At 73.0% G+C, this 22,374-nt stretch carries 20 protein-coding genes; 5 read left to right on the plus strand and 15 right to left on the minus strand.

What is annotated here, in order from left to right; genetic code table 11:
• Position 1 precedes the first annotated feature (1 nt).
• Positions 2-469: an RDD family protein gene (locus IF61_RS0102980; protein ID WP_078659934.1), complete on the plus strand. Its 468-nt coding sequence runs from the start codon at positions 2-4 to the stop codon at positions 467-469.
• Between the two features lie 94 nt (positions 470-563).
• On the opposite strand, the gene IF61_RS0102985 is transcribed toward IF61_RS0102980, so the two are convergent.
• The 4 genes from IF61_RS0102985 to lipB all read right to left on the minus strand — a co-directional run bounded on the left by IF61_RS0102985 (position 564) and on the right by lipB (position 3,752).
• Positions 564-1,259 (minus strand): DUF4191 domain-containing protein, encoded by a 696-nt coding sequence (locus IF61_RS0102985; RefSeq protein ID WP_030364607.1) that lies wholly within the window; start codon positions 1,257-1,259, stop codon positions 564-566.
• Between the two features lie 10 nt (positions 1,260-1,269).
• Positions 1,270-1,530 carry an SCO2195 family GlnR-regulated protein gene (locus IF61_RS0102990; protein WP_030364608.1) on the minus strand — a complete coding sequence of 87 codons (261 nt, stop codon included), beginning with the start codon at positions 1,528-1,530 and terminating at the stop codon, positions 1,270-1,272.
• Positions 1,531-1,828: 298 nt separating this feature from the next.
• A complete protein-coding gene (gene lipA / locus IF61_RS0102995) occupies positions 1,829-2,794 on the minus strand; it encodes a lipoyl synthase (protein ID WP_030364609.1) in 966 nt (321 codons plus the stop codon).
• 124 nt (positions 2,795-2,918) lie between these two features.
• Positions 2,919-3,752, minus strand: coding sequence for a lipoyl(octanoyl) transferase LipB (gene lipB / locus IF61_RS0103000; protein WP_030364610.1), 834 nt, complete (start codon positions 3,750-3,752; stop codon positions 2,919-2,921).
• 272 nt (positions 3,753-4,024) lie between these two features.
• Here lipB and IF61_RS0103005 point away from each other — a divergent pair, with 272 nt between their 5' ends.
• The gene (locus tag IF61_RS0103005; protein ID WP_030364611.1) at positions 4,025-5,464 is read left to right on the plus strand and encodes an NsdA family TPR-like regulatory protein; all 1,440 of its coding nucleotides are present in this window, start codon (positions 4,025-4,027) and stop codon (positions 5,462-5,464) included.
• Positions 5,465-6,054: 590 nt separating this feature from the next.
• On the opposite strand, the gene IF61_RS0103010 is transcribed toward IF61_RS0103005, so the two are convergent.
• The gene (locus IF61_RS0103010) at positions 6,055-7,398 is read right to left on the minus strand and encodes an NAD(P)/FAD-dependent oxidoreductase (protein ID WP_030364612.1); all 1,344 of its coding nucleotides are present in this window, start codon (positions 7,396-7,398) and stop codon (positions 6,055-6,057) included.
• Positions 7,399-7,571: 173 nt separating this feature from the next.
• A complete protein-coding gene (locus IF61_RS0103015) occupies positions 7,572-8,480 on the minus strand; it encodes a TIGR01777 family oxidoreductase (RefSeq protein ID WP_030364613.1) in 909 nt (302 codons plus the stop codon).
• Positions 8,481-8,543: 63 nt separating this feature from the next.
• Here IF61_RS0103015 and IF61_RS0103020 point away from each other — a divergent pair, with 63 nt between their 5' ends.
• Positions 8,544-9,035, plus strand: coding sequence for a GNAT family N-acetyltransferase (locus IF61_RS0103020; RefSeq protein WP_030364614.1), 492 nt, complete (start codon positions 8,544-8,546; stop codon positions 9,033-9,035).
• A gap of 30 nt (positions 9,036-9,065) precedes the next feature.
• Here the strand turns inward: IF61_RS0103020 and IF61_RS0103025 are convergent, their stop codons facing one another.
• A complete protein-coding gene (locus IF61_RS0103025; RefSeq protein WP_030364615.1) occupies positions 9,066-9,584 on the minus strand; it encodes a DUF4240 domain-containing protein in 519 nt (172 codons plus the stop codon).
• 170 nt (positions 9,585-9,754) lie between these two features.
• Here IF61_RS0103025 and IF61_RS0103030 point away from each other — a divergent pair, with 170 nt between their 5' ends.
• The gene (locus IF61_RS0103030) at positions 9,755-10,696 is read left to right on the plus strand and encodes an SDR family oxidoreductase (protein WP_030364616.1); all 942 of its coding nucleotides are present in this window, start codon (positions 9,755-9,757) and stop codon (positions 10,694-10,696) included.
• 119 nt (positions 10,697-10,815) lie between these two features.
• On the opposite strand, the gene IF61_RS0103035 is transcribed toward IF61_RS0103030, so the two are convergent.
• From IF61_RS0103035 to IF61_RS0103060, 6 genes are all read right to left on the minus strand, one after another.
• Complete coding sequence (locus tag IF61_RS0103035; protein ID WP_030364617.1) at positions 10,816-11,781, minus strand: helix-turn-helix transcriptional regulator; 966 nt, start codon at positions 11,779-11,781, stop codon at positions 10,816-10,818.
• Positions 11,782-11,962: 181 nt separating this feature from the next.
• Positions 11,963-12,586, minus strand: coding sequence for a GntR family transcriptional regulator (locus IF61_RS0103040; protein WP_030364618.1), 624 nt, complete (start codon positions 12,584-12,586; stop codon positions 11,963-11,965).
• Positions 12,587-12,782: 196 nt separating this feature from the next.
• Positions 12,783-14,567 carry a 2-oxoglutarate dehydrogenase, E2 component, dihydrolipoamide succinyltransferase gene (gene sucB / locus IF61_RS0103045; protein ID WP_030364619.1) on the minus strand — a complete coding sequence of 595 codons (1,785 nt, stop codon included), beginning with the start codon at positions 14,565-14,567 and terminating at the stop codon, positions 12,783-12,785.
• A 48-nt stretch (positions 14,568-14,615) separates the two neighbouring features.
• Positions 14,616-16,004 carry a dihydrolipoyl dehydrogenase gene (gene lpdA, locus IF61_RS0103050; RefSeq protein ID WP_030364620.1) on the minus strand — a complete coding sequence of 463 codons (1,389 nt, stop codon included), beginning with the start codon at positions 16,002-16,004 and terminating at the stop codon, positions 14,616-14,618.
• Positions 16,005-16,323: 319 nt separating this feature from the next.
• Positions 16,324-17,853, minus strand: a complete 1,530-nt coding sequence (locus IF61_RS0103055; RefSeq protein ID WP_030364621.1) for a leucyl aminopeptidase — start codon at positions 17,851-17,853, stop codon at positions 16,324-16,326.
• A gap of 436 nt (positions 17,854-18,289) precedes the next feature.
• Positions 18,290-19,090, minus strand: a complete 801-nt coding sequence (locus IF61_RS0103060) for an adenosylcobinamide-GDP ribazoletransferase (protein ID WP_030364622.1) — start codon at positions 19,088-19,090, stop codon at positions 18,290-18,292.
• Positions 19,091-19,164: 74 nt separating this feature from the next.
• Here IF61_RS0103060 and IF61_RS0103065 point away from each other — a divergent pair, with 74 nt between their 5' ends.
• The gene (locus IF61_RS0103065; protein ID WP_030364623.1) at positions 19,165-19,902 is read left to right on the plus strand and encodes a hypothetical protein; all 738 of its coding nucleotides are present in this window, start codon (positions 19,165-19,167) and stop codon (positions 19,900-19,902) included.
• Here the strand turns inward: IF61_RS0103065 and IF61_RS36475 are convergent.
• The gene (locus IF61_RS36475) at positions 19,869-20,606 is read right to left on the minus strand and encodes a hypothetical protein (protein WP_030364624.1); all 738 of its coding nucleotides are present in this window, start codon (positions 20,604-20,606) and stop codon (positions 19,869-19,871) included. The genes IF61_RS0103065 and IF61_RS36475 overlap by 34 nt on opposite strands.
• Positions 20,603-22,369: a phosphatidylglycerol lysyltransferase domain-containing protein gene (locus IF61_RS0103075; protein WP_030364625.1), complete on the minus strand. Its 1,767-nt coding sequence runs from the start codon at positions 22,367-22,369 to the stop codon at positions 20,603-20,605. Before IF61_RS0103075 ends, IF61_RS36475 begins: the two co-directional genes overlap by 4 nt.
• Positions 22,370-22,374: the final 5 nt, after the last annotated feature.

Consider the following 22,374-nt stretch of genomic DNA (forward strand, 5'->3'; position numbering starts at 1 on the left):
GGTGGACAACAGGCAAGCAATCGGCTCATGGCTCTCCGGCCCGCGCGCGGCCGCCGAGGAGATGGGCGTCGACTTCGGGCACCGGGGCGAGCGCCTCGGGCTCCCGGCGGACGGGCCCGGCTCCATCGCCCCGCTCGGGCGGCGCTTCGGCGCCGTCTTCATCGACTGGGCGCTGTGCATGCTCATCGCCTACGCCTTCCTCGCGGACGGCAAGCCCCAGCAGGCGGGCAACTGGGCCCTGCTGATCTTCTTCGTACTCAGTGTCGTCACTGTCGGTACGATCGGCTGCACCCCCGGGAAGCGTCTCCTCGGGCTGCGGGTCGTCGCCGAGGGCGGGGGACGGCTCAGCCTGCCCCGCGTCCTCTTCCGCAGCGTACTCCTCGCCGTCGTCATCCCGGCCGTCATCTGGGACCGCGACACCCGCGGGCTCCACGACCGCCTCGCCCGCGCCGTCCAGGTGCGGGTCTGACGCTTTCCCCGTCACGCGCCTTCCCCGTCACGCAACGAGGGCGGGGCCGGAATCTCTCGATTCCGGCCCCGCCCTCTTCGCTCGCTCCGCTTCCTCAGCGGCCCTTCGGCATCCGCGCGCCCTTGGGCAGCGGACCCTTCGGGACCGGCATGTTCTTCATCGGGTCGCCCAGCGCCCGCAGCCGGTCCGTGGTCGCCGTGACCTTGTCGCCCGGAACCACCTGCGGCAGCTTCGCCAGCGTCATGCGCATCTTCTTCAGCGGCAGCTGACCCTCGGCGTTGCCGATGATGAAGTCGTGCACCGGGACGTCGGTCACGACGCGCGCCATCTTGCGCTTCTCGGCCGCCAGCAGGCCCTTGACCCGGCCGGGGTTGCCCTCGCCGATGAGCACGATGCCCGCCTTGCTGACCGCGCGGTGGACCATGTCGCCATCACGGCTGAACGCGACGGGGGACGTCGTCGTCCACTTCCGGCCCATCTGCTGCTCCAGGATGGCCGCGGCCGCGCCCACCTGGCCCTCGATCTTGCCCTGGTAGGCCCGCTGGGCGCGCTGCCCGAAGACGATCGCCATCGCGAGGAACGCCAGCAGGACGCCGAGAATGCCCAGGTAGACCGGGTGGCCGATCGCGAAGCCCACGGCGAGCAGGACACCGAGGGTCACGATGCCCACGCCGGCGACGATCAGACCGACCTTCGGGTCAGCCTCTCGCGTCAGCTTGTAGGACTGGACGATCTGCTGCAGTCGCCCCTGCTTCTCAGCCTGATTCTCAGGTGTTGCCTTCCTCGCCATAAGGCGAAGTTTACGTCGCCTGCGGACCGGGGGCCGCCACGGCCTCCAGCACGTGCTGCGCCTCGCGCCGGTCCTTGGCCCGGCGGCGGTCCTCCAGCACCGCGGTCCAGGCGTTACGCCGAGCGGTGCGCTGGCCGCGGCGCATCAGCAGCCCCTCCAGGGCCCGCAGGGCGCCGGTGACGGACGGGGGCCGTACGGAGAGCGTGCTGGGCAGGGTGGAAGCGGTGCGGGTGGCTGTCGCCATGGCTGCGTGGGCGGGCGCGGCCTGCATGTCGTTGTCCCCTCGGGAGCGGAAGTGAACAGTGGGCAGCGGGGGGGGGGCTGGAGGTACGTACCGGCGGGGAAGGGCGTGCGAACGAAGGACGTGGCGTGCGGACGAAGAATGTACGGACTTATGTGCGTACGGGGAACTGCTGTGCGTGCCTCTATCGTCACGGAACGGTGTTACCAATGGATGACCTCTTGGTCAAACGCCTATGAAACGTTGACGCGGCCCGTACCGTCCCCCACCGTCCGGCAGGGGCGGCACGGGCCGCGTCCACAAGCATGCGCAGAGCTGAAGCCGCAGGTCAGACCGCCTGCGTCGACGGGGCGGCGGCGCGCCGCTCCATCGCCTGCTGGTAGAGGCGCCCGGCCCGGTACGACGAACGGACCAGGGGGCCGGACATGACACCGGCGTAGCCGATCTCCTCCGCCTCCTCCTTCAGCTCGACGAACTCCTGCGGCTTCACCCAGCGCTCCACCGGGTGGTGCCGCGGCGACGGCCGCAGGTACTGGGTGATGGTGATGAGCTCGCAGCCCGCCTCGTGCAGGTCGCGCAGGGCCTCGCTGACCTCGGCCCGCTCCTCGCCCATGCCCAGGATCAGGTTGGACTTGGTCACCAGGCCGGCCTCGCGGGCCTTGGTGATGACCTCCAGCGAGCGCTCGTAGCGGAAGCCGGGGCGGATGCGGCGGAAGATCCGGGGGACGGTCTCGACGTTGTGCGCGAAGACCTCGGGGCGCGAGGCGAAGACCTCCTCCAGCAGCTCCGGGACCGCGTTGAAGTCCGGGGCGAGCAGCTCGACCTTGGTGCGGCCGCCCTCGCGCTCCGCGGTCTGCTGGTGGATCTGGCGCACGGTCTCCGCGTACAGCCAGGCGCCGCCGTCGGCCAGGTCGTCGCGGGCGACGCCGGTGATCGTGGCGTAGTTCAGGTCCATCGTGACGACCGACTCGCCGACGCGGCGCGGCTCGTCCCGGTCCAGGGCCTGGGGCTTGCCGGTGTCGATCTGGCAGAAGTCACAGCGCCGGGTGCACTGGTCGCCGCCGATGAGGAACGTGGCCTCGCGGTCCTCCCAGCACTCGTAGATGTTGGGGCAGCCCGCCTCCTGGCACACGGTGTGCAGGCCCTCGCGCTTCACCAGGCCCTGCAGCGAGGTGTACTCGGGGCCCATCTTCGCCCGCGTCTTGATCCACTCGGGCTTGCGCTCGATGGGGGTCTGGGCGTTCCGGACCTCCAAGCGCAGCATCTTGCGTCCGTCGGGTGCGACTGCCGACACGTCCGGCTCCCTATGACTTCGATTCCTCGGCGGACACCAGGGTACGCCCGTTATTTCCTACGCTGGTCATTCCTGTGCCCTGGGCAACTCATGGAGCCCCGGACGCATTCCCCCACCGGCCGGGCTAGCTCGCCCCGGCCGCCACGGGGCGCGGCTGCGGCTCCGCGGTCTCCAGAACCTCCCGCAGGTGCTTCTCCACCAGCGGCAGGGCCTCGGCGATCGTCACCTGCCGGCCCAGCTCGTTCGACAGGGAGGTCACACCCGCGTCCCGGATGCCGCACGGCACGATCCGGTCGAACCAGGTGTTGTCAGGATCACAGTTCAGCGCGAAGCCGTGCATCGTCACGCCCTTGGCGATCCGGATGCCGATCGCCGCCAGCTTGCGGTCCTCGCGGCGCTGGCCGGCGTTGGACGGGGCGTACTCCGGGCCGTTCAGCCGGGGGTCGAACTCTCCCTCCTCGCCCGCCTTCGGCGAGGAGGGGCCCACGTCCGTCCTCAGCCGCGGGTCGAAGTCCAGGGAAAGGCCGCCGATCGCGGGGCGCTCCTCGACGGGGTCGCCCAGCACCCAGACGCCGCTGCGGCCCTCCACGCGCGTGGTCGCAACGCCCAGCTCGGCGCAGGCGCGGATGAGGGCCTCCTCCAGCCGGCGCACGTGCGCGATCACGTCCACCGGGCGCGGCAGCTTGAGGATGGGATAGCCGACGAGCTGGCCCGGGCCGTGCCAGGTGATTTTCCCGCCGCGGTCGACGTCAACGACAGGGGTACCGTCCAGGGGGCGCTCGCTGTCCTCCGTGCGCCGTCCCGCGGTGTAGACCGCCGGGTGCTCCAGCAGCAGGCAGGTGTCCGGGATCTCGTCCGCGAACCGGGCGGCGTGGACCCGCCGCTGCTCCTGCCACGCCTCCTGATACTCGACGGCGTCCGCCCCGAAGCCCAGGTGGACGAAGCGCAGCTCACTCACGGCGGCTCCTCAGCTTCTCTTCAGCCCTTTTCGACGTGCTCCTTTGCCACTGTACGGCCGCCCGCCGACATCCCTGCAGGCGGGCGGCGTACGGCGGGCGGAGGGTGCGCCGCGAGCGGTCCCGGCGGCGAGGGCAGCTCGGCCCGCTGTCCGGGTGTATTTGATCTGTCCTCACACGATCGGATGAATGCGGGGCGAAGGGAGCGATCAGGGCGTTGGGGACCGCTAAGTTCGCGCCGTTCCAGAACGAGATCAGGGAGACCGGCAGGCTGATGACGGAACGACCCCCGCAGCGCATCCCCAACCGTCAGCTCGCCGCGTTGATCGCGGAGGCGGGCTTCTCCAACGCAGGGCTGGCTCGGCGAGTCGATCAGTTAGGGCTTGAGCACGGCCTCGACCTGCGTTACGACAAGACGTCCGTCACCCGCTGGCTGCGCGGCCAGCAGCCCCGCGGAACCACCCCGGCGCTGATCGCCGAGGTCTTCACCCGGCGGCTCGGGCGGCGGCTGTCCGCGCAGGACCTGGGGCTGGACGCCTGCGCCCCGGTGTACGCGGGGCTCGAATTCGCCGCGTCCCCGGAAGAGGCCATTGACATCGTCAGCGGCCTCTGGCGCAAGGACTCCGGCAGCCACACCGAGCTCCGGAAGATCGCCTTCACCCCGGCCGGGCTGGTGGTGCCCAGCCGGGACTGGCTGATCGGCCGGGCCGACGAGCGGGTCGCCCGCGGCGCCCCCGCCTCCGAGGGCGGCCGGGTCCCGGCCCAGGGGCGCGCGCACCAGCCCCGTCAGCGGCACGTCGAGCGCGGGCCCGGCGGCCGGGTCTCGATGGGCGACATCGCGGCGCTCCGCTCGGTCGGCGAGCTCTTCCGCACGCTCGACCACGCGTACGGCGGCGGGCACGCCCGCCAGGCCCTCGTGCGGTACCTGGAGCACGAGGCCGAGCCGATGCTGCGCGGCACGTACGGGGAGGCGACCGGGCGCCGGCTCTTCGCCGCCGTCGCCGACCTCACCCGGCTCGCCGGCTGGACGTCGTACGACATCGCCGCGCACGGGCTGGCGCAGCGGTACTTCGTCCAGGCGCTGCGGCTCGCCCAGGCCGCGGGGGACCGCTCCTACGGCAGCTACGTGCTCGTCACCATGAGCCGGCAGGCGGTCTACCTCGGCCACGGCCGGGAAGCCGTCCAGCTGGCCCGGGTCGCCCAGCAGGGCATCGGGTCCAGCGCCCCGTCCGTGGTGCAGTCGCTGCTGCACGCGGTGGAGGCCCGCGGGCACGGGGTGCTCGGCGAGGTACGGGCCTGCTCGGCGTCGCTGGCGCGGGCGGAGCGGGCGCTGGAGTCCGCCCGCCCGGGCGACGACGTGCCGTACTGGGCCCGCTTCTTCGACGAGGCCCAGCTGGCCGACGAGTTCGGGCACTGCCACCGCGACCTGCAGCAGTACCGGGCCGCGGCGCAGCACGCCGAGCGCTCCCTGCAGCTCCGCAGCCAGGCGTACGCCCGCAGCCGGCTCTTCTGCCGCGTGGTGCTGGCCACGGCGCGGCTCGGCCTCGGCGAGCTGGAGCAGGCGTGCCAGCTGGGGGCGGAGGCGGCCCAGGCGGCGGCCGAGATGCGGTCGGTCCGGGCGCTGGAGTACATCCGCGACTTCGAGCGGCGGCTCGAACCGTACCGGGACGCGGCGGCGGTCCGTGCGTACCGGGAGAAGGTGGCGGTGCTGTAGGCAGGCCTGCGGCCGTTCCCGCACCGCCGGTTCGCCTGCGGCGGGCTCTGCGGCGGGCTCTGCGGCCCTCGGCCGGGGGCGGCTCGGCACCGCCGGGCACCTCCGGTGGGGTCGGGCGCCGTTGCGGCGGGGTGTTCCTGCCTGGTGGCGAAGGGCTTGGGTTCGTGGTCGGGCCTGGGCCCTGTCCGGCACCGCCGGGCTCCGCCGTGTCGGCTTGGCGCCGTTGCGGCGGGGTGTTCTTGCTTGGCGGCAAGGGGCTTGGGCGCGGTCGGGCCTGAGCCCCTTCGGCACCGCCGGGCACCTCCGGTGGGGGTTGCTCGCCGCCGCGGCGGGAACAAGAAGCCGGGCTTCTTGGCTTCGGTGACTTTGCCTGCGGCAGGCAAGTACTTCCCGCCGCAGCGGCGCTCGGGCCCCACCAGAGGTGATCGGCGGTGCCGTACCAGCCGCTTCGACGGCCTTGCCGCAGGCAAGAACATTCCGCCGCGACTGGGGGCACCTCCCAGCGGTAGCTGGGGGAGAACAACCCCCACCGGGATCCCGGCGGTGCCGTGCCGGCCGCACGTGTCGTACGAGAGCCCGGCCGCAGGCCGCTACGCCGCCTGCAGTTCCTCCGAGTCCTGCGGGGCCCGGATGCCCAGGTCGCGGAGGACCGCCAGGGCCGCCCTGCGGCCCGAGAACAGGGCGCCCTGGACCGTGCTCGTGTCGCGGTGGTCGCCGCAGACGTAGAGGCCCGACAGGAGCCGCACCGGGCGGCGGACGTCGTGCGGGGCCGGCATGGCCGGGACGGCCTCGGGGTCGTGGTGGGCGGCCAGGAGCTGCCAGTCGCCGGTGGGGGCGCCGTAGACCCGGGCGAGCTGGGCCCGCGCGGCGCGGTCCAGTTCGGCGGTGGGCAGCGAGGCCGCCGCGCCCAGCACCGTCGAGGTGATCAGGGGCCGCCCCTCGGGCGCCCGCGACGGATCCACCTCGCTGGCCACCATGGTGTGCGCGACGGGCCCGCGCCGCCCCGCGGCGATGATGAGCGAGGCCTCGCGCAAGGGCGGCTCGGGGGCGGTGTGGTGCAGCACGGTCACCGGATGGAAGCCGGGCATCCGCAGGCCCGGGATGAGCTCGGCCGCGGCGCGCGCCCCGGTGGCCACGACGACCGAGCGGCAGCGCAGCTCACCGTGCCCGGCGGTCGACACGGAGGTCGTGCAGGCGGCCTTGGCGTGGACGCCGGTCCGCACCGTGCCGGGCGGCAGCAGCGCGGCCAGCAGCGCCGGCACGGTGTCCGCCCCGCCGGCCGGCAGACAGAGGCGGCCACGCGCGTAGCCCCGCAGCACGAGGTCGGCGCAGCGGCTCGACGTGGTGAGGTCCGGGTCGCACAGCAGGGACGCCAGGAGGGGCCGCAGGAACCCCTCGACGGTGCGGGCCGGCAGGCCGCGCCCGGCGAGCGTCTCGGCGGTGGGCCGGTCGGGCCGGGCGAGGACGCGGTGGGCGGGCAGCGCCGCGAGGCGGCCCAGCGCGGTGCCCAGGCGGGCCTGGTCGAGGCCGCCGGCCCGGGACGCCCGCGCCGCCCGGGAGGCGCGGGCGACGGTCGCGAAGGCCCGTGCCGTGGGGAACGCGCGCTTCGTGGAGCGGGGTTCGCCCGTGCGCTGGTTGCGCCCGTCGGCGTGGACGAGCACTCCCGGGGTGAACGGCCGCAGCACGAGGGCGTCCAGGCCGGGCGTGCGGAGCAGCTCCGGGAAGGAGGTGTTGAGCAGCTGGGCCGTCCGGTCCAGCAGGAAGCCGTCGGCGCGGTCGGTGGTCATCCGCCCGCCGACGCGGGGGGCGGCCTCCAGGACGATGACCGACACTCCCGCGGCCGTGAGCCGGTGGGCCGCTGACAGCCCGGCGAGGCCGGCTCCCACGATGACGACGTCGGCGTCGATGGCGGTGTCGCGTGCGCTGCTGAGCACGTGCCCTCCCGGGTTCGGTCCGCTCGCTCGGTGCCCTGATGCCCTCAACGGGCAGAGGCGATGCGCGATTTGACATGACCGTAGAGAGAAATTCGGTCAATAACAGTCGCGCACGGACAGGGCACGGTCGCACGGTGGGTAGCACGGCCGGCGGCCCCGTGCGCGGTCCGTGGTCACCGTGTGTCCGCCAGCGCGGCCCGTACGGCGCTCTCGATGTCCGGGCACGCGAAGGAGAACCCGGAGTCCAGCAGCCGCCGGGGCACGACCCGCTGACTGCCCAGCACGTCGGAGGCCATCTCGCCGAGGGCCGCCCGGAGCACGGGGGCGGGCACGGGGAGCAGCGCCGGCCGGTGCAGCACCCGCCCCATCACCTCGGTCACCTGACGGTTCGTGACCGGATGGGGCGCGGTCAGATTGACGGGTCCGGACAGCGACGTGTCCTCTAGGAGGTGCCGGAGCGCGGCGACGTGGTCCTGCAGGGCGATGAAGCTCCAGTACTGCCGGCCGTCGCCCATGCGCCCCCCGAGCCCCGCCCGGAAGAGCGGGAAGAGTTTGCCCCACGCCCCGCCCCGCCGGGAGACGACGAGCCCCGTACGGGCGTAGACGGTCCGCACGCCCGCCTCGGCGGCGGCCACGGTGGCCTCCTCCCACCGCTGGCAGACGTCGGCGAGGAAGCCGTGCCCGGGCGGGGTGTTCTCGTCGGCGAGACGGTCGCCGGTGTCGCCGTAGATGCCGATCGCGCTGCCGCTGACCAGCACGCGCGGCGGGGTGTCGAGGGAGGCGACGGCCTCGGCGATCGCGGCGGTGCCGAGGACCCGGCTGTCCCGGATCTCCTTCTTGTAGGCGGCCGTCCAGCGGTGGTCGCCCACGCCCGCGCCCGCCAGGTGCACCACGCCCGTGCAGCCGGCGAGCCCGGCCGCGTCGACGGTCTGGCGCACGGGGTCCCAGGAGACCTCTCCCCGCGCCCGCGCCGGGCGCCGCACGAGGCGCACCACCTCGTGGCCGTCCGCCTGCAGGGAGCGCACGAGCGCCGTGCCGATGAGCCCGGTGGAACCGGTGATCGCGATCCGCATACGGCCCATCCTGCCCGCGGCCCCGTAAAAAATGACACAGGAGGGGCGGTGCGCGCCTGGCACAGTGACCCCATGGAGAAACCGATCATCCGTACGGCCACGGAGGCCGACGACCGCCCGCTGGCGGAGCTCGACGCCCGCACCTGGTCCACGCTGCACGCGGTCCAGCCGCGCCCCCTGCCGCCCTACGAGCCCTTCTTCACCGAGCGGACCCGGCCCGAGCAGATCCTGGTGGCCGAGGCCGGCGGCCGGCCCGCGGGTTACATACGGCTGGTGCCGCCCACGCCGCTCGCCGTCAACGCCCACGTGCGCCAGATCCAGGGCCTCGTCGTGGACGACGCCTTCCGCGGGCGCGGCATCGCCCGGGCGCTGCTGCGGGCGGCGGGCGAGGAGGCCCGCCGGCAGGGCGCGACCCGGCTCACGCTGCGCGTGCTCGGGCACAACGCGCCCGCCCGCAGCCTCTACGAGGCGGAGGGCTTCGCCGTGGAGGGCGTGCTGCCGGGGGAGTTCCTGCTGGACGGCTCTTACGTGGACGACGTGCTCATGGGCCGGTCGCTGACCTGATCCCCTGACAGACCGCGGCCACGCGCGCCGTCACTCCCGGAAGCGCTCCCACAGGCGGGGGAAGCGCTCGGCGAGCGCCGCCTCGTCCTCCGGGTCGAAGGGCGATCCCAGCGGCTCCGCCGGCTGGTCGGGCAGCCCCAGGTCCGGGGTCTCCGCCCCGGTGAGCTGCTCGTACGCCTCGTCGGCCGCGTAGCCGAGGTCCTCGCCGTCCCCGTCGACCTCCTCGTCGAAGTCCTCCAGCAACTCGGCGAGGTTGTCGGGGTCGTGCATGGCCCCTTCGAAGACCTCCCGGCCCCGGCCGATCAGCCAGCACCGGAAGTAGTCGAAGGCGTCGTCGCTCGCGCCGCTGAGCAGGATGGCCGCCGCGCCCCACAGGTCCCAGGTGTACGAGCGGTTGTAGCGGGACTCGAAGTGCCGGGCGAAGTCCACCACGCGCTCGGGGTCGAGCTGCATCAGCCGGTCGACCAGCAGGTCCGCCTGGTCCTCGGCATCGCCCTCGGCCGCCTCGCGCGTGGCGTCGATCAGCTCCCAGAACTCCGTCTCGTCCACGCCACCAGCATCGGGCCAAGCCTCCCGCCCCGCACGCGGAGCGCGGCGGATGCGGCCGTCTCGTTATCGGAGCGTGTCACCGGGCGCGGTGTGACGCATGAAACAGGACAGAGGGTGTCTTGATTCGGTGACAGGGTCACGGCCGTACCGACGAGAGGAGACCCGAGGACATGGGTACGCGCACACAGGACGACCGGCCGCTCGCGGGCAAGGTCGCGCTCGTGGCAGGAGCCACCCGCGGCGCGAGCCGCGCCGTGGCCGTCGAGCTCGGCAGGGCCGGCGCGGTCGTCTACGCGACCGGGCGCACCACGCGCGGGCACCGCAGCGAGGTCGGGCGGCCCGAGACGATCGAGGAGACCGCCGAACTGGTGACGGCGGCCGGCGGCACGGGCATCGCCGTGCCCGCGGACCACCTGGAACCCGGGCAGGTGGAGGCCGTCGTCGCCCGCGTCGAGCGGGACCACGGGCGGCTGGACGTGCTCGTCAACGGCCTGTGGGGAGGCGACCACCTCGTCGGCTTCCCCGACGCCTTCAGCAGGAAGTCGTGGGAGCACGACCTGGACGCCGACCTGCGCATCCTGCGGCTCGGCATCGACTCCCACCTGATCACCAGCCGCTGCGCGCTGCCGCTGCTGAGCCGGCGGCCCGGCGGGCTGGTGGTCGAGATGACCGACGGGACGGCCGGCTACAACGCGAAGTACCGCGGCCACCTCGCCTTCGACCTCGCCAAGTACGCGCCGATCCGCATGGCCATGGGGCTGGGCGAGGAGCTCCGGGACCTCGGCTGCACCGCGGTCAGCCTCACGCCCGGATACCTGCGGTCGGAGGCGATGCTGGACACGTACAAGAAGGTGACCGAGGAGACCTGGCGCGACGCCCTGGAGGAGGACCCGCACTTCTGCATCTCGGAGAGCCCCGCCTACGTCGGGCGCGCGGTGGCCGCGCTCGCCGGCGACGCGGAGGTCGCGCGCTGGAACGGACAGTCCCTGTCCAGTGGGCAGCTGGCGCGCGTCTACGGTTTCACCGATACGGATGGCACGAGGCCGGACGCGTGGGGGTACATCGCTGCCTTGGAGGCGGGTGAGGAGCCGCGGGAGGCGGATTACCGCTGAACCGGGGCGGCCCTCGACCCCCACCGCGCTGAACGCGCGGTGTCTTCAAATGCCGGACGGGCCGGGTGGTTGCCGGGACGGCTGAGGGTGCCGGAGTGGGTGCGGGTCGCCTGGAGGGTTCAGCTGTACAGGGCCGCTGTCCGGGCCGCCGCCTGCGCGAAGCGCTCGCGCAGCTCGGGCGGGGCCAGGGCCTCCACCTCGGGGCCGAGGGCCAGCAGCTGGTCGTAGGCGACCTCCAGGGACTCCACGGCCAGGGTGACCGTGACGCGGCCGAGATCGTCCGCCGGCCCGGCCGCCGCCAGTGCTTCTTCCGCCGCCACGCGGTCCGTCACGTGGGGGAGGCGCCTCGCCCCCTCCGGGGTGAGGCGCAGCCCGGCCCGGTCGCGGAGGATGGAGCGGGCGAATTCCGCCGCCCGCTCCTCCCAGAAGGCCGGCAGGTCGAACGTCTCGTCCCGCTCGAAGCGGTCCGCCCCGGCGGCCACGGCCGTGAAGCGGTCCACGCGATAGATGCGGAACTGCTCGCCGGCGCGCGCCGCCAGGTACCAGATGCCGCCCTTGAGGACGAGCCCGTACGGCTCCAGCTCGCGCTCGGCCTCCCCTTCCCGCCGCCGGTAGCGGGCCGTGATCGGGCGGTCGTCCCAGACGGCGTCCGCGACGGCGGGCAGCAGGGCCGGCGGGTCGCCCTCGCGCCACCAGCCGGGCGCGTCGAGGTGGAAGCGCTGGGCCGCGGACGCCGAGGCGTCCCGGAGCTCGGGCAGGAGGGCGGCGGAGACCTTGAGGCGGGCGGCCGAGGCGGCGTCGGCCAGACCCATCTCGCGCAGCGCGGAGGGGACCCCGGACAGGAACAGCGCCTCCGCCTCCGTACGGCCGAGGCCCGTCAGCCGGGTGCGGTAGCCGCCGATGAGGCGGTAGCCACCCGCGCGGCCGCGGTCGGCGTAGACGGGGACGCCCGCTTCGGACAGCGCGAGGACGTCCCGGGCGACGGTGCGCTCGGAGACCTCCAGCTGCCGCGCCAGCTCGGCGCCCGTCATGGACGACCGGGACTGGAGCAGCAGGACAAGCTTGATCAGCCGTGCGGCGCGCATGAGCAAAAGGGTAGGGGGAGTGGCGACAGGAGCCGGTACGCAGCCAGGGCAGGAAGACGCACGGGCTCCTGTCGTCACTTCTGAGCCGTGCCGCGACACAGGACAGGGCGCACGGACGGCTCGGACGAGACTGTACGCCTCTGATCGATGATCGATCAATCCTTGAGGCCCGATCGAGATCTCAGATCTGCGGCGCGCAGCTCAGCACGTGTGTCTTCAGCAGCTCCCCGATCGCCGGATCGCGCCGCCGGAACGCCGCCACGATCTCCGCGTGGTCCTCGGCGTGCGAGCGCGGCTCCGGGCTCAGCCAGCGGATCGACAGCGTCGTCCACACCTCGATGCCCAGCGACTCCCAGGTGTGCAGCAGCACGGCGTTGCCGGCCGCCTTCACGATCTCGCGGTGGAAGGCCACCGTGTGCCGGACCTGCGCCTCCCCGTCGCCCGCCCGGTCCGCCACGTACAGCGCCGCGACCTCCGGCTCCAGCGCGGAGACGTCCTCGGCCAGCACGGGCGCGGCCAGCTCCGCCGCCACCTGCTCCAGGCCCGCCCGTACGGGATAGCTCTCCTTGAGGTCCGTGGCGGTCAGCTCGCGGACCCGGACGCCCTTGTTGGGCGAGGACTCGATCAGCCGCAGCGACTCCAGCTCGCGCAGCGCCTCGCGCACCGGCGTCTGGCTCACCGCCAGCTCGGCGGCGATCCGCCGCTCGACGATCCGCTCGCCCGGCTGCCAGCGTCCGCCGACGATCCCTTCGAGGATGTGCTCACGGATCTGCTCACGCAGCGAGTGCACGACGGGTGTGGCCATGGGAGGAGCTCCTCAGCGGGGTGACGCGGGGTGGTGCGCGGTGGTGCGGGGGCGGTGCGGTGACGCGGTGCGGTGCGCGGTGGTGCGGGTGCGGCCGTCATGCCAATTATCCCGGCGGTGCACAAGAGCGCGGCCCCGGCTCGTACGAAACGAGCCGGGGCCGCGCCCTGAAGGTGTCCTGCCGGTGCCGCGAGGACTACAGGCCGATCTCGGCCTCGAACTCGGCGGCCTCCAGGAGCTCCTTGATCGCCGTCAGGTAGCGGGCGGCGTCGGCGCCGTCCACCAGACGGTGGTCGTAGGAGAGCGTCAGGTACGTCATGTCGCGGACGGCGATGGTCTCGCCCAGCTCCGGGTGGCTGATGACCACCGGGCGCTTGACGGTCGCACCGATGCCCAGGATGGCGACCTGGTTCGGGGGCACGATGACCGTGTCGAACAGCGCACCGCGCGAGCCGGTGTTGCTGATCGTGAAGGTCGCGCCGGACATCTCGTCCGGGCTGATCTTGCCCGTGCGGACCTTGCCGGCCAGCTCCGCCGTCTTCTTGGCGATGCCCGCGATGTTGAGGTCACCCGCACCCTTGATGACCGGGGTCATCAGGCCCTTCTCCGAGTCGACGGCGATGCCGACGTTCTCGGAGTCGAAGTAGGTGATGGTGCCCTCGTCCTCGTTGATCCGGGCGTTGATGACCGGGTGGGCCTTCAGCGCCTGGACGGCGGCCTTGACGAAGAACGGCATCGGGGACAGCTTGGCGCCCTCACGGGCGGCGAAGGCGTCCTTGGCCTTGTTGCGCATCCGCATGATCTTGGTGATGTCCACCTCGACCACGGAGCTCAGCTGCGCCTGGCCGTGCAGCGCCTTCATCATGTTGTCGGCGATGACCTTGCGCATGCGCGGCATCTTGACCGTCTGACCGCGCAGCGGCGAAGCCTGCAGCGGGGCGGCCTTCGGCGCGGCCGGAGCAGCGGCGGCCGGGGCGGCCGGAGCGGCGGCCTTGGCGGCCTCGGCGGCGGCCAGGACGTCCTGCTTGCGGATGCGGCCACCGACGCCGGTGCCCTGGACCGAGGTGAGGTCCACGGCGTTCTCGGCGGCGAGCTTGCGCACCAGCGGCGTGACGTACGCGCCGTCGGTGACGGCGGCAGCGGCGGCCGGAGCCGGAGCGGCCGGGGTCACCGGGGCGGCCGGAGCAGCCGGCGCGGGGGCCGGAGCCGGAGCCGGAGCCGGAGCGGCGGCGGGAGCGGCCGGAGCCGGAGCCGGAGCAGCCGGGGCAGCCGGAGCGGCGGGGGCCGGAGCCGGAGCCGGAGCGGCAGCGGGGGCGGCCGGGGCGGCCGGAGCGGCAGCGGCCGGAGCAGCGCCGGCGGCACCGATCACGGCGAGCTTGGCGCCGACCTCGGCGACCTCGTCCTCACCGACGGCGATCTCGAGCAGCACGCCGGAGACCGGGGCCGGGATCTCGGTGTCGACCTTGTCGGTGGAGACCTCGAGCAGCGGCTCGTCGGCCTCGACCGTCTCGCCGACCTGCTTCAGCCAGCGGGTGACGGTGCCCTCGGTGACCGACTCGCCCAGCGCGGGCAGGACGACGTCGGTGCCCTCGGTGGCGCCTGCGGCCGGAGCCTCGGCGGCGGGGGCCTCGGCCACGGGGGCCTCGGCGACCGGAGCCGGAGCGGCGGGGGCCTCGGCGACCGGGGCCGGGGCAGCGGGGGCCTCGGCAGCGGCCGGAGCCTCGGCAGCGGCGGGGGCGCCGGTGCCGTCATCGATGATCGCGAGCTCGGCGCCGACCTCGACCGTCTCGTCCTCGGCCACCTTGATGGAGGCGAGGATGCCGGACGCGGGGGCCGGGATCTCGGTGTCGACCTTGTCGGTGGAGACCTCGAGCAGCGGCTCGTCGGCCTCCACGCGCTCACCCTCGGCCTTGAGCCATCGGGTGACGGTGCCCTCGGACACGCTCTCGCCGAGCGCCGGCAGGGTTACGGAAACCGCCATGGTTGCGGTTGCTCCTTACGAATAGTGGGGGTGTGGTGCGCTCGGGACTTAGTCGTGCGAGTGCAGCGGCTTGCCGGCCAGGGCCAGGTGAGCCTCGCCCAGAGCCTCGTTCTGCGTCGGGTGCGCGTGGATGAGCTGCGCGACCTCGGCCGGCAGCGCCTCCCAGTTGTAGATCAGCTGGGCTTCGCCGACCTGCTCACCCATGCGGTCGCCGACCATGTGGACGCCGACCACGGCACCGTCCTTGACCTGGACGAGCTTGATCTCGCCCGCGGTCTTCAGGATCTTGCTCTTGCCGTTGCCCGCGAGGTTGTACTTCAGAGCGACGACCTTGTCGGCGCCGTACAGTTCCTTGGCCTTCGCCTCGGTGATGCCGACCGAAGCGACCTCGGGGTGGCAGTACGTGACGCGCGGCACGCCGTCGTAGTCGACCGGCACGGGGTTGAGACCGGCCAGCCGCTCCGCAACCAGGATGCCCTCTGCGAAGCCGACGTGCGCGAGCTGGAGGGTCGGGACGAGGTCACCGACGGCCGAGATGGTCGGCACGTTGGTGCGCATGTACTCGTCGACGAGGACGTAGCCGCGGTCCATCGCGACGCCCTGCTCCTCGTAGCCCAGGCCCTGGGAGACCGGGCCGCGGCCGATGGCGACCAGCAGCACCTCGGCCTCGAACTCCTTGCCGTCCGCAAGGGTGACCTTGACGCCGTCGGCGGTGTACTCCGCCTTCTGGAAGAAGGTGCCCAGGTTGAACTTGATGCCGCGCTTGCGGAACGCGCGCTCCAGCAGCTTGGAGCTGTTCTCGTCCTCGACCGGGACGAGGTGCTTCAGGCCCTCGACGATGGTGACGTCGGTGCCGAAGGACTTCCACGCGGAGGCGAACTCGACGCCGATGACGCCGCCGCCCAGGATGATCGCCGACTTCGGGACGCGGTCCAGGACGAGCGCGTGGTCCGAGGAGATGATGCGGTTGCCGTCGATCTCCAGGCCCGGCAGCGACTTGGGCACGGAGCCGGTCGCGAGGAGGACGTGGCGGCCCTGGACGCGCTGGCCGTTCACGTCGACGGAGGTCGGGGAGGACAGGCGGCCCTCGCCCTCGATGTAGGTCACCTTGCGGGAGGCGACCAGGCCCTGCAGGCCCTTGTACAGGCCGGCGATCACGTCGTCCTTGTACTTGTGGACGCCCGCGATGTCGATGCCCTCGAAGGTGGCCTTGACACCGAACTGCTCGCTCTCGCGAGCCTGGTCCGCGACCTCACCGGCGTGCAGCAGCGCCTTGGTGGGGATGCAGCCGTTGTGCAGGCAGGTCCCGCCAAGCTTGTTCTTCTCGATCAGGGCGACGTCCAGACCCAGCTGCGCTCCGCGCAGGGCAGCGGCGTAACCGCCGCTACCGCCTCCGAGGATCACTAGGTCGAAAACGGTGCTGGCGTCGTTCGCCACGTCACGTCCTCCATGCATGGATACGCCGGATCCGGTCACCGATGACCGGGCGGCGGCTGTCGTTCGGCCGCGTTTCTTCGGCCCTGTGGTTAGGGGGGCCCTGTCCTGCCGAGACAACATCTTCGCATTTGTTGACGGACGGCGGGACGCCGGGCCGGTTCCGGAGGCGACTGTTGCGTCACCTTCGGGGGTTACTCGCGCGTACGGGCCGGGGTTTTCGTTACGGGCGAACGGAATCCGCCCGGCCCCGGGCAAAAGCCGCGGGGCCGGGCAGCCGTACGGGTCGCGTACGAGCCCCGTACGAGCCTCGCGGGGAGGCTCAGCCGAGGTCGCCGGCGGCGGTCTGCTCCGCGAGCCGGACCAGGGTGCGGATCGCGGAGCCGGTGCCGCCCTTCGGGGTGTAGCCGAACGGGGCGCTCTCGTGGTACGCCGGGCCCGCGATGTCCAGGTGGGCCCAGGTGATGCCCTCGCCCACGAACTCCTTCAGGAAGAGGCCCGCGGCCAGGCCGCCGCCCATCCGCTCGCCCATGTTGGCGAAGTCCGCGACCGGGGAGTCCATCGCCTTGCGCAGCTCGGCGGGGAGCGGCATCGGCCACGCCTGCTCGCCGACCTCCTCGGCGATCTCGTAGAGCGACGTGCGGAACGCGTCGTCGTTGGCCATGATCCCGAAGGTGCGGTTGCCCAGCGCGAGCACCATCGCGCCCGTCAGGGTGGCGACGTCGACGATCGCGTCCGGGTTCTCCTCCGAGGCGCGGACCAGGGCGTCGCCCAGGACCAGGCGGCCCTCGGCGTCCGTGTTGAGGACCTCGACGGTCTTGCCGCCATACATCTTCAGCACGTCGCCCGGGCGGGTGGCCGAGCCGGACGGCATGTTCTCCGCGAGGGCCAGCCAGCCCGTCACATTGACCTTCAGGCCCAGGCGGGAGGCCGCCACGACCGCGGCGAACACGGCGGCGGCGCCGGCCATGTCGCACTTCATGGTCTCGTTGTGGCCGGCCGGCTTCAGGGAGATGCCGCCCGAGTCGTACGTGATGCCCTTGCCGACGAACGCGAGGGTCTTCTCCGCCTTCGGGTGGGTGTAGGCGATCCGCACCAGGCGCGGCGGGGCGTCCGAGCCGCGGCCGACGCCCATGATGCCGCCGAAGCCGCCCTTGAGCAGGGCCTTCTCGTCCAGCACCTCGACCTTCAGGCCGAACTCCTTGCCGGCGGTCTGGGCCGCGGCGGTGAACGTCTTCGGGTCGAGCTCGTTCGGCGGCATGTTGACCAGGTCGCGGGCCCGGTTGACCTCTTCGGCCACGGTCACGGCGCGGTCGGCCGCGGCCTTGAACGCCTTGTCGCGCGGCTTGGCGCCGAGCAGGGCGATCTCGGCGAGCGGGGCGTTCTTCGCGGCCTTGTCGTCCTTCTTCGCCGCGCCGTTGCCGCCCGGACGGAAGGAGTACGCGCCGAGCAGGGCGCCCTCCGCCAAGGCGTTGGCCGCCTCGGCGTCCTCGACGGGCAGGGCGAACCCGGCCTTCTTGGTGCCGGCCAGCGTGCGCGCCGCGGTGCCCGCGGCGCGGCGCAGGGCCTCGTAGCCGAAGGCGTCGTCCTTCGCCGGGGCGTCGCCGAGGCCGACCGCCAGCACGACCGGGGCCTTCAGCCCGGAGGGGGCGGGGAGCTTGGTCGCCTCCCCTTCGGCGCCGGTGGCGCCGAGGGTCTCCAGGACGCCGGCCAGCTTGCCGTCGAAAGCCTTGTCCACGGCTTCGGCGCCGGGGGCGACGACGGGGCCCTTCGGGCCCTTCGCCACGCCGATGACGATGGCGTCCGCGCGCAGCGTCGCCGCACTGGAAGTGCTGAGAGTCAGAGCAGACACGGTGGTGGGGTCCCTACTTCCGTTGAGTTTCCTCGGCCGAGCGGGTGGGCCGGCCGCACCTCGGGCATCGTATGCGGTGCCCTTGCCGGGCGGCTTTGGCGGTGTCGTTCACAGTGCATCGACTTTTTGCCGGTATGGGGTTGCGGCTCCGCCGGGGGCGCGATTTTCTTTCCGCCGCGGGGGCCTTGCAGGCGCCTGGGGGAGGTCTGGGCGGCTGTCCGGTGATGCGGGCGGCGCGCATTGCTTCCGCCGCGGCGATGATCGGCTACCGCGGTGGATTCCGGCGGTGCCGTTGCCGGCTCAGGCGGGTCCGGCACCGCCGGTCCGGTCGTGTCGGGTTCTCGCCGTTGCGGCGGTGGGAGGGTACGCGGCCGGTGATCAGCCGGCCGCGGTGGATTCCGGCGGGGCCGGCCGGGCCGTCAGGTGTGGGGTCTCGTCAGCCCATGGTCAGGACGACCAAGGCCGCCGTCGCCGCCGTTTCCGCGAGCGCGCCGAAGACGTCCCCCGTCACGCCGCCGAACCGGCGCACGCACCGCCGCAGGAGGAGCTCCGCGCACACCAGGGCCACCACGGCCGCCGCAGCCGTGCGGAGCGGCCCGTACGGGCCCAGGAAGGCGCCCCAGGCCGCGCAGGAGGCCGAAACCAGCAGGGCCGCGGCCAGCGCGCCGCGAGGCGGCACCGCGCCCGCCACAGCGGCCCCCAGCCCCTCCGGCCGGGCCGCCGGCACGGAAGGGCGGCACGCGAGCGTCATGGCGCAGCGGGCGACCACGGCCGCCGTGAGCGCCGCGAGCGCGCCCCGTAGCGGCGACGCCGCGTACGCCCCGGAGAGCGCCGCCACCTGCGCCAGCAGGACGAGCAGGAGCGTGACGGCCCCGAACGGCCCGATGTCCGACTGCTTCATGATGCGCAGCGCGTCATCCGCCGGCTTCCCGCTGCCCAGCCCGTCCGCGACGTCCGCCAGCCCGTCCAGGTGCAGGCCGCGGGTGAGGATCGCCGGCACGGCCACCGCCGCCACCGCCGCCAGCAGCGGCCCCGAGCCCAGGGCCGAGAGGGCCAGTCCCGCCGCGGCGGCCCCCGCTCCCACCGCCAGCCCCGCCAGCGGCGCAGCGAGCATGCCGCCGCGCGCCGCGGCGCGGTCCCAGCGGGTGAGGCGGACGGGCAGCACGGTGAGCGTGCCGAAGGCGAAGCGGAGGGCGTCGCCCGCGGTGGCGCGCCCGGGCGGTGTCGTGTCGGTCATCGCGGGCACACTATCCGGCCATCCACGGGCAGTAGGTTGCCGGTGAGGGGCCGATCGGGAGCGGGGCGAGCGTCATGGGCCAGTGGTTGAGCCGCAACATCGTCGAACCGGGCAAACTGCCCCTGCTGCTCGCCCTGACCGCGTTCGTCCTGACCTTCCTGGTGACCCGGATCATCACCCGCCTGATCCGCGCGGGCCGGGGCCCCTTCCGCAACATCAGCCCGGGCGGGCTGCACGTCCACCACGTCGTGCCGGGCGTCGTGCTCACGGTGATCGGCGGCTTCGGGGCCGTCGCCTCGGGCCGGCACGGCTTCGGGGCCATGGTGGCGGCCGTCCTGTTCGGCACGGGCGCGGGCCTCGTCCTCGACGAGTTCGCGCTCGTCCTGCACCTGGACGACGTCTACTGGACGGAGCAGGGCCGCAAGAGCGTGGAGATCGTCGTCCTGACGGCGGCCCTCGTGGGCCTGGTGCTGGCCGGATTCCTGCCGTTCGGGGTGAACGAGCTGACCCCGGAGGAGCTGCACGATCGCGGCCTCGTGGTCGTCAACGTCCTCGTCAACTTCCTGATCGCACTGTTCGCCCTGGCCAAGGGCAAGCCGCGGATCGCCCTGATCGGCGCGGTGGTCCCGTTCGTCGCCCTCTTCGGGGCCGTTCGCCTGGCCCGCCCCGGCTCACCGTGGGCGCGCCGCTTCTACCGCCACCGCCCGCGGGCCCGCCGCAAGGCCCGTGTGCGCGCCTACCGGCACGACGCCCGCTGGGAGGCGGTCCGCAACAGGATTCACGACCTCCTGGCGGGCGCCCCGGACCGCTGACCATGACCGCGCCCGCACGGCGGGACCTCCCCCTCCGCGCGGGCCGCGCGCCGTCTTCGCCGCACCTCGTCCACCCCGCACAGCGCCAGCACCGCGGCCACGGCCGCAATGTGCTCCTTGCCCGCCAGGTTCGACTTGACCGTCACTTCCACCACCATCGCCAGGACGACCGCGCCGCAGGTGAACCAGGCCCGGTAGCGCCAGGACACGAAGATCGCCAGCCCCACGACGGCCGCCGACGGGCCGGTGTCCACGACCTTCGCGGCCTCCGCCGGCAGCCCGAACACCGAGTCCGGCCCGATGTGGATCGCCAGCCGCGCGTACATCGTCCCCGCGAGCGTGGCCACGTACGAGATGGCCAGCGTGCGCCACCTGCCCAGGCAGATCTCCGCGATGCCGAAGACCAGCAGGACCTGCGCCAGCGCGCCCCACACGGGCAGGTCCAGCGCCGGCACGAACAGCGACAGCGGCGTCCGCAGCAGGGCGACCCACCAGGTCAGCTGCGCCTGCACCGAGCCGATTTTCTGCACCGGCTCGAAGCCCCACGACTGGTTCTGGACGATCTGGAAGACGGCCGTCAGGGCGACGGCCGCCAGCGTCATCGGGATCGCCCGGAACCCCTTGCGCACCAGCGCCCGCCGGACGGTCCCGAACAGCGGGCCCCACTCGGTGCGCGCGGCGCGACGCAGCGCCGCACGGCTCATCGCCGGCTCTCAAGGTGCTTGCGGTTGAGCCACTTGGGCAGGCCGGGGGCCTCCAGGAAGCCCTCGGCGCGTGCGCTCGCGATGCCGATCCGCAGCAGATCGCTGCTCTTCTCGAACAGCATGAAACGAGGCTCCCAGATGGGGCGGTATTTCGCATTTGCTCGGTAGAGCGACTCGATCTGCCACCAGCGGGAGAAGAAGCTCAGCAGCGAGCGCCACGCCCGCAGCACCGGCCCCGCACCCAGCCGCGAACCGCGCTCGAAGACCGAGCGGAACATCGCGAAGTTCAGCGACACCTGAGTGATGCCGAGCCCCCGCGCCTGCTGCAGCAGCTCGATGACCATGAACTCCATCAGGCCGTTCTCGGAGTCGCGGTCGCGCCGCATCAGGTCCAGCGACAGCCCCTTGGGGCCCCACGGCACGAAGCTCAGCAGCGCGCGCAGCTCGCCCTCGCCGTCATGGCACTCCAGCATCACGCACCGGCCGTCCAGCGCGTCGCCGAGCCGGCCCAGCGCCATCGAGAAGCCGCGCTCGGTCGCCCCGTCGCGCCAGTCGTCGGCGCGCCGCAGCAACTGCGCCATCTCGTCGTCCGGGATGTCCTCGTGGCGCCGGATCCGCACGGTGTAGCCGGCGCGCTTGACGCGGTTGTACGCCTGCCGCACGGTGCGCATGGCGCGGCCTTCGAGGGTGAACTCCGCGGTGTCCACGATGGCCTCGTCGCCCAGCTCCAGGGCGTCCAGGCCGTGGCGCGCGTAGATCGTGCCGCCCTCCTCGCTCGCCCCCATCACCGCAGGGATCCAGCCGTGCTCGCGCGCCTCCGCCAGCCACGGCTCGATCGCCCCGGGCCAGGCCTCGGGGTCGCCGATCGGATCGCCCGAGGCCAGCGAGACCCCGCCCACCACGCGGTACGTGACCGCCGCCTTGCCACTGGGCGACCAGATCACGCTCTTCTCGCGGCGCAGCGCGAAATAGCCCAGCGAGTCGCGGTCCCCGTGCCGGTCGAGCAGGACGCGCAGCCGCTCCTCGTCGTCCGCCGTGAGCGCGTCGGTGGCGCGCCGGGCCCGGAACGCCGCGTACACCACGACCAGCAGCAGGACCGAGCTCATCACGTTGATCGTGACGTCCACCCAGCCCGGGACGCTCAGGCCCGGGTAGGCGCTCTCGTCGACCTGCAGCGAGATCAGCCGCATGAAGCCGTAGTGCCAGCGGTCGAGGAACGTCGCCCGGTACTCGTCTGGGGCGTCGTTCGCCGCCCGCACCAGCAGCGCCGCCGTCAGCGACGTCACGAGCAGGCCGACGGCCGCGACGATCGCCGCCAGCTTCGGGTTCGACCGGTCGCCCTTGGCGTAGAACTCCTTGCGGCCCGCCACCAGCGCGGCCACGAAGAGGCCCGTGGTCACCAGCGAGAACCAATTCAGCGCGTGCCGGTTGAACTCCCGGGAGTACATGAGCGTCGCCATGAACACCAGGAACAGCCCGGACAGCGCCAGGTTCAGGATCCACGAGGCGCGCTTGCGCCGGCGCAGCGTCACGGCCATCACGAACGACCACAGCGCCGACGCGAAGCCCGCCGTCAGCAGGTACGGCGTGAAGAACTCGTCGTCGTTGTGACGCCGGATGTCCGCGCCGAACGACACCCACACCGCGCTGAGCAGATTGACGAACGTGACGAAGCGCAGGTACCACACGGCGAAAGCGGCGGCGCGCCGTGACCTCTGGCCACCCGGCGCGCCCTCATCCGGAGTCAAGCGGACTTCTCCCATGAAAG

This window comes from Streptomyces roseoverticillatus (assembly GCF_000719265.1).
Lineage (GTDB): Bacteria > Actinomycetota > Actinomycetes > Streptomycetales > Streptomycetaceae > Streptomyces > Streptomyces roseoverticillatus.

Excerpts from the sequence above, each read along its gene's own strand:
- IF61_RS0103065 (WP_030364623.1), top strand. The coding sequence starts at position 19,165 with ATGGGCCAGTGGTTGAGCCGCAACATCGTCGAACCGGGCAAACTGCCC.
- IF61_RS0103035 (WP_030364617.1), bottom strand. The coding sequence starts at position 11,781 with ATGCGCGCCGCACGGCTGATCAAGCTTGTCCTGCTGCTCCAGTCCCGG.
- IF61_RS0103015 (WP_030364613.1), bottom strand. The coding sequence starts at position 8,480 with ATGGGCCGTATGCGGATCGCGATCACCGGTTCCACCGGGCTCATCGGC.
- IF61_RS0102985 (WP_030364607.1), bottom strand. The coding sequence starts at position 1,259 with ATGGCGAGGAAGGCAACACCTGAGAATCAGGCTGAGAAGCAGGGGCGA.
- IF61_RS0102990 (WP_030364608.1), bottom strand. The coding sequence starts at position 1,530 with ATGCAGGCCGCGCCCGCCCACGCAGCCATGGCGACAGCCACCCGCACC.
- IF61_RS0103060 (WP_030364622.1), bottom strand. The coding sequence starts at position 19,090 with ATGACCGACACGACACCGCCCGGGCGCGCCACCGCGGGCGACGCCCTC.
- IF61_RS0103020 (WP_030364614.1), top strand. The coding sequence starts at position 8,544 with ATGGAGAAACCGATCATCCGTACGGCCACGGAGGCCGACGACCGCCCG.
- sucB (WP_030364619.1), bottom strand. The coding sequence starts at position 14,567 with ATGGCGGTTTCCGTAACCCTGCCGGCGCTCGGCGAGAGCGTGTCCGAG.
- IF61_RS36475 (WP_030364624.1), bottom strand. The coding sequence starts at position 20,606 with ATGAGCCGTGCGGCGCTGCGTCGCGCCGCGCGCACCGAGTGGGGCCCG.
- IF61_RS0103005 (WP_030364611.1), top strand. The coding sequence starts at position 4,025 with ATGACGGAACGACCCCCGCAGCGCATCCCCAACCGTCAGCTCGCCGCG.
- IF61_RS0103030 (WP_030364616.1), top strand. The coding sequence starts at position 9,755 with ATGGGTACGCGCACACAGGACGACCGGCCGCTCGCGGGCAAGGTCGCG.
- IF61_RS0103075 (WP_030364625.1), bottom strand. The coding sequence starts at position 22,369 with ATGGGAGAAGTCCGCTTGACTCCGGATGAGGGCGCGCCGGGTGGCCAG.
- IF61_RS0103040 (WP_030364618.1), bottom strand. The coding sequence starts at position 12,586 with ATGGCCACACCCGTCGTGCACTCGCTGCGTGAGCAGATCCGTGAGCAC.